At 71.9% G+C, this 5,545-nt stretch carries 9 protein-coding genes; 4 read left to right on the top strand and 5 right to left on the bottom strand.

Going from position 1 to position 5,545, the window contains the following annotated elements:
* The 5 genes from AB0C29_RS11425 to AB0C29_RS11405 form a co-directional block, all read right to left on the bottom strand.
* A partial coding sequence (locus AB0C29_RS11425) for a response regulator (RefSeq protein ID WP_360818618.1) occupies window positions 1–493 on the bottom strand: 493 nt, incomplete at its 3' end.
* A gap of 110 nt (window positions 494–603) precedes the next feature.
* Entirely contained in the window at window positions 604–792 is a 189-nt protein-coding gene (locus AB0C29_RS11420; protein WP_360818615.1) for a hypothetical protein, read from the bottom strand.
* Window positions 793–801: 9 nt separating this feature from the next.
* Window positions 802–1,185, bottom strand: a complete 384-nt coding sequence (locus tag AB0C29_RS11415; RefSeq protein WP_360818613.1) for a DUF4180 domain-containing protein — start codon at window positions 1,183–1,185, stop codon at window positions 802–804.
* On the bottom strand, window positions 1,182–1,628 hold the full coding sequence (locus AB0C29_RS11410; RefSeq protein WP_360818610.1) for a helix-turn-helix domain-containing protein: 447 nt from the start codon (window positions 1,626–1,628) through the stop codon (window positions 1,182–1,184). The genes AB0C29_RS11415 and AB0C29_RS11410 overlap by 4 nt, the downstream gene beginning before the upstream one ends.
* Before the next feature lie 38 nt (window positions 1,629–1,666).
* Window positions 1,667–2,101 (bottom strand): zinc-binding dehydrogenase, encoded by a 435-nt coding sequence (locus AB0C29_RS11405; protein WP_360818607.1) that lies wholly within the window; start codon window positions 2,099–2,101, stop codon window positions 1,667–1,669.
* 67 nt (window positions 2,102–2,168) lie between these two features.
* On the opposite strand from AB0C29_RS11405, the gene AB0C29_RS11400 reads away from it, so the two are divergent.
* The 4 genes from AB0C29_RS11400 to AB0C29_RS11385 form a co-directional block, all read left to right on the top strand.
* Window positions 2,169–2,660, top strand: coding sequence for a MarR family transcriptional regulator (locus AB0C29_RS11400; protein ID WP_360818604.1), 492 nt, complete (start codon window positions 2,169–2,171; stop codon window positions 2,658–2,660).
* Between the two features lie 105 nt (window positions 2,661–2,765).
* Window positions 2,766–4,073 carry a sensor histidine kinase gene (locus AB0C29_RS11395; protein WP_360818601.1) on the top strand — a complete coding sequence of 436 codons (1,308 nt, stop codon included), beginning with the start codon at window positions 2,766–2,768 and terminating at the stop codon, window positions 4,071–4,073.
* Window positions 4,074–4,101: 28 nt separating this feature from the next.
* Window positions 4,102–4,746, top strand: coding sequence for a response regulator transcription factor (locus AB0C29_RS11390; protein ID WP_360818598.1), 645 nt, complete (start codon window positions 4,102–4,104; stop codon window positions 4,744–4,746).
* Between the two features lie 79 nt (window positions 4,747–4,825).
* Window positions 4,826–5,545 (top strand): MMPL family transporter (locus AB0C29_RS11385; protein ID WP_360818596.1); only part of this gene is annotated, 720 nt, incomplete at its 3' end.

Here is a 5,545-nt window from a genome sequence, read left to right as displayed (position 1 = left end):
GGCCTTGCGCTGCTGGAGCCGGGTCAGGTGCTCCTGGCCGATCTTGATCATCCGGTCCGGGGCGAACCGGCCGGGCCGCGAGCAGCGCCGCGGTGGCCGCGGTCGACGGCTTGGTCGCCGTCGTGCCCCGCCGGGCCAGCAGCAGTTCCACCCGGTTGAGCAGCTCGGCCCGGAGGTACGGCTTGGTCAGGTAGTCGTCGGCACCCGCGTCCATCGCGGCCAGGATGCGGTGGTTGTTGACGTCGGCGCTGATCAGCATGATCGGCAGGTCGGCGGTCGCCGGCTCGGAGCGCAGCAGGCGGCACAGCTCGATGCCGGAGGAACCGGGCATCCGCACGTCGAGCAGCACGGCGTCGATCCCGCCGGCGTCCAGCTCCTGCCGCGCGGACGCGGCGTCGACGGCCTCCACGACCTCATGACCGAGCCGGGCCAGCGCGAGCGAGATGAGCTCACGGTGGTCGGCGTCATCATCGACGATGAGCACGGTCGGCACGGCGGCACCTCCTGCCATTCAAGAGAATCTGCAGGACTGTTCGGCACACCCGTTCCGGTCACTGAGGCGTTCCGGGAATTTGACTCGGCCGGCGCTCGGCCCGCGCGGGATCAGCGCAGCCGGGAGAGCCACTTGCGGTCGATCTCGGCGGGCAGGTCGACCTCGTGGTGCCGGGTGAGCTCGCCGACCTCCTCCTGCAGTTCGAGCAGGAACCAGGTGGCGTCCCGGCGGATGCCGAACGTCTCGGCGTACCGCTGGGAGACCGTCTCGAGGTCGTCGGACAGCCGGCGCAGATCCATCTCGCCGAACTACTGGCCGGGCGGGCCGGGAACCGGGGTCAGATGGGCGTCCAGCTCGGCGAGGTCGGCGACGAACCAGATCTGCCCGCCGCGGTTCGACTCGTGGACCAGGGCCCGCAGGGCCGAGCTCGCCGCCAGGTGGGCCGAGATGTCGCCGACCACGGCCAGCCGGACCCGGTAGTTGACGAACTTCTGCATGATCGCGCCGGCCAGCCCGGTGCTGAGGGTGAAGAACCGCTCCGGCAGCCGGCCGGCCGGCAGCGCGACCACCACGGCGCCGGCGTAGGTCGCGCCGATCAGATCGAGGGCGTCCTGCTCGGTGGCCACCGCCGGGCCGTCCGCGGCGCAGACCAGCACCGGTACGCCGTTGCGCTGCTCCAGCCGGTCGGTCATCGCCCGGCTCCCGGCGCGAACAGGCCGTTGTCCGCCCCGAGCAGCCCGTCGAGCAACTGGAGGATGTCGGCGGTCTCGGCCGGGCCGCCGAGGATCACGATTTTCATCCGGGATCGTCCCCTGTCGTAGATGGTCTGCACGCGCAGCGGCTCGGGGGTGTCATGGGGTGCCTGGGCGCCGGCCGTGAGCAGGGTGCTGAGCCGGTCGGCCGCTCCCGGCGCCAGGCCGTCGATCTGCACGATGCTTGACACCTCGACATGTCCGGTCGCGGCGGCCGGGGCCGGCTCGCCGATCAGGGCGTCGAGGTCCGCGCCGGCGATCCGGTACTGCTTACCGATCTTGACGGCCTTGAGCCGGCCGTCCCGGACGTAGTTGCGGACCGTGCGCACGTGCAGTCCCAGCCGCTCGGCCACCTGCTCGACCGAGTACATATCGTTCCCCATAGCACCCCATTGTCGCTGTCATAGGGAAGGATACGGTATCAAGCGGTAATGACGATCTTGCCGCGGAGGTCACCGGCGGCGTCCCGCTCGTGCACCTCGGCGAGCTCGGCCAGCGGGTAGCGCCCGGAGATGTCGACCGTGAGCGTGCCACCGGGCTTGATCAGGGTGACCAGCGCGGCCATCGCCGGCTCGTCGGCGTACACGAGGTTGAACACCGCGTCCACGGGCTCGTCGATCGCGTCGGTCACCGGGGTGGCGGTGTAGTCGACGATTTGGTGGGCGCCCGCGGCGCGTACGGCCTGCGTGCTGCGCGGGCTGGCGGTGGCGACCACCGTGGCGCCGGCCTGCGCGGCGAACTGCACGGCGTAACCGCCTACGCCGCCGCCCGAGCCGTTGATCAGGAGGCGCTGGCCGGCCTGCAACCCGGCGTGCTCGAACAGGCCCTGCCAGCCGGTCAGTGCGACGGCGGGCACGGCTGCAGCGTCGGCCACGGTGATCGCTAGCACGCTTCGAATTCGAAGCAACCGCTATGATGACGGAGTGACAGATGCCACCTCGCTGGATGCGGAACAGCTCCGGGCGTACCTGACGCTCAAGGAGGTCAGCAGCCTGCTCGACCACGCCGTCGAGCAGCAGCTGCGGGTGGACGGCGGGCTCACCGGCCCGCAGTTCGGGATCCTGGCCCGGCTCAACGACGCCCCGGGCGGCCGGCTGCGGATGACCGACGTGGCAGACGGCATGGTCTACAGCCGCAGCGGACTGACCTACCAGGCCGGACAGCTGGAGAAGGCCGGACTGATCAGCCGCTCACCGGCCGAGGACGACGAGCGCAGCGTCATGGTGACGTTGACCGAGGCCGGACGCGAACGGCTGGGCCAGGTCATGCCCGGTCACATCGAGGTGGTCCAGCGGCTGCTGCTCACCTCGCTGGACCGCGCGGACATCACCGCGATCACCGAGATCCTGGGCCGGGTGCGCGACCGGATGCGTACGGCACCACCCCGCTCGGCCGCCCCTCGCCGCAAAGCCTGACCGGCTGCCGGGCAAAAGGGTTGAGAGAGGGTCGGGTTAACCCTACTGTCGACTGGGCGGTCAGCGGGATCGGACGGGAGGCATCGAGTGCCTAGCGTCAACGGTATGACCACCACCTCCGCCCCCGCCGAGTACGCCCCGGGTCTGGCCCAGCGCCTCCTGCGCCGGCTCGGCCAGGACACCCTCTACATCCTGGTCGGGTTCCCGCTCGGCCTCGTCACGCTGGTCCTGTGCATGGTCGGCTTCTTCTTCGGCATCGGGGCGGCGATCATCTGGGTCGGCGTGCCCGCCCTGGTCGGCACGATCATGCTGGCCCGCGGCTTCGCCACCCTGGAACGCGCCCGCATGGTCCCGATCCTCGGCCGCCGGCTGCCGCACCCGGCGTACAAGCGGGCCGCACCCGACGCCAGCATCGCCGGCCGGGCGCTGACCCCGCTCAGTGACGGGCAGTCGTGGCTCGACCTGGTGCACGGCATGTTCCGGTTCATCCCCAGCACCATCTCCTTCGCCTTCGCGATCGTCTGGTGGGTCGGCGCGCTCGCCGGTCTGACCTTCCCGCTGTGGGACTGGTCCATCCCCCGTGGCCCGGACAACCAGGATCTGCCGGAGCTGCTCGGCCTCGGTAGCCACTACTCCACCCGGATCGCCTTCCACATGGCGCTCGGCTTCTTCTTCGCCGGCACCCTGCTGCCGGTGATCCGCGGCCTGGCCATGCTGGAGGCGGGCTTCGCCCGGGGCCTGCTCAGCGGGGTCAACGAGTTGCGCGAGCAGGTGGCCTCGGCCGAGGCGGCCCGGGACACCGCGCAGGCGCAGAAGGCGGCGGCTGTCTCCGCCGAGGCGACCGCGCTGCGCCGGCTCGAGCGCGACATCCACGACGGCCCCCAGCAGCGGCTGGTCCGGCTGGCCATGGATCTGGGCCGGGCCCAGCAGCAGTTCAGCACCGACCCGGAGGCCGCCAAGGCCACCGTCGCCGAGGCGCTGACCCAGACCCGGGAGACCCTGGACGAGCTGCGGGCGCTCTCCCGCGGCATCGCCCCGCCGATCCTGGTCGACCGGGGCCTGCAGGCGGCCCTGACCGCGCTGGCCGGCCGCAGCACCATCCCGGTCGACCTGGACGCACCCCCGATCGCCCGGCTCGATGCGGCGCTGGAGACGACGGCGTACTTCGTGGTCGCGGAGGCGCTCACCAACGTCGCCAAGCACAGCTACGCCGGTGAGGTCCAGGTGAGCGTCCGGCGGGCGTCGACCGGGCTGTTGATCACGGTCGCGGACGACGGTGTCGGGGGAGCGAGCCTGGCCAAGGGGCACGGTCTGGCCGGCCTGTCGGACCGGGTCGAGGCGGCCGGCGGCGTGATGAGCCTGGAGAGCCCGGCCGGTGGTGGCACGACCCTGACAGTCGCCCTCCCCCTCTGACGGGGGCGCAGCGCATAGGCTCGTCGGCATGCGGGTGGTGATTGCCGACGATGCCGTGCTGTTGCGCGAGGGTCTGATCCGGCTGGTGGAGGAGAACGGGCACACTGTCGTCGCGGCTGTCGGCGACGGTCCGTCGTTGGTCGAGGCGATCGTCGAGCACCGGCCCGAGGTGTCCATCGTGGACGTACGGATGCCGCCGTCGCACACCGACGAGGGGCTGCGCGCGGCGGTCGAGGCGCGCAAGAAGGTGCCGGGCAGCCCGGTGCTGGTGCTGTCCCAGTACGTCGAGGTCGAGTACGCCGACGACCTGCTGGCCGACCGCACCGGGGCGATCGGCTACCTGCTCAAGGACCGCGTCTCCGAGGTCGCCGAGTTCCTCGACGCGCTGCGCCGGGTGGCCGGCGGCGGCACGGTGCTGGACCCGGAGGTCGTCGGCCAGCTGCTGGTGCGCCGCCGCCGTGACGACCCGCTGCGCAATATCACCCCGCGCGAGCGCGAGGTGCTGGGCCTGATGGCCGAGGGCCGCTCGAACACGGCGATCGCCCGCAAGATGGTGGTGACCGAGGGCGCGGTGGAGAAGCACGTGCGCAACATCTTCACGAAGCTGGACCTGCCGCCGGACGAGGAACAACACCGCCGGGTCCTGGCCGTGCTGACCTACCTCCAGTCCTGAGGCGTAGGGCTAGCCCTACCCCCGACCGGCCTGCTCACCGGATCGATCGGCCGGTCCGCGCTCCCTAGCGTCAACAACCATGAAGCACAGGGAGAATGTCACCGGATTCGCGGCCCGGGCCGCGATGTGGAGTGCCCGGCACCGCACTCTCGCCATCATCGGCTGGATCGTCTTTGTCGTCGGCGTCACCGTCCTCAGCGGACAGATCGGCACCCGTGAGGCCACGGACTCCGACCAGGGTCACGGGGAGTCCGGGCGGGCGTCGCTCATCGTCGAGCAGGCCGGCTTCCCGGTCCAGCCGGCGGGGGAGATGGTCCTCGTCAAGGGCGCCGACCGGAACGCGGCCGTTGCCGACGTCACGCGGTCGCTCACCGGGCGGCCCGAGGTCGGAGAGGTCGCCAAGCCGCTCACGTCACCGGACGGGCAGGCCACGCTCGTCACCTTCACCATGACCGGGGATCCGGACACCGCCAAGGACCGGGTGGAGCCGCTGCTCGACGTCGTCGCCGGCGTGCAGAGCCGGCACCCGGGCGTCCACGTCGCCCAGGCCGGCGACGCCAGCGGCGACAAGCTCATCGGGGACTCGCTCGACGAGGGGCTGAGCCGGCTGTCGATGCTGTCCATCCCGGTCACCCTCGGCATCCTGCTGGTGGCCTTCGGCGCGGTCGTCGCCGCGCTGCTGCCCGTCGGCCTGGCCCTCACGGCCATCCTCGCCGCGATCGGCTTGCTCGCGGGGGGGGGGGGGCGCGGCCCGCCCGCGGGGCCCCCCCCCCCCCGGCAGCTGGGGGGCGGGCGCGGC

The sequence above is a fragment of the Actinoplanes sp. NPDC048791 genome (assembly GCF_040650095.1).
In the GTDB taxonomy this organism is placed as follows: Bacteria; Actinomycetota; Actinomycetes; order Mycobacteriales; family Micromonosporaceae; genus Actinoplanes.
The sequence above is the reverse complement of the archived record's forward strand: the minus strand, read 5'-3'. Positions and strand labels throughout refer to the sequence as shown.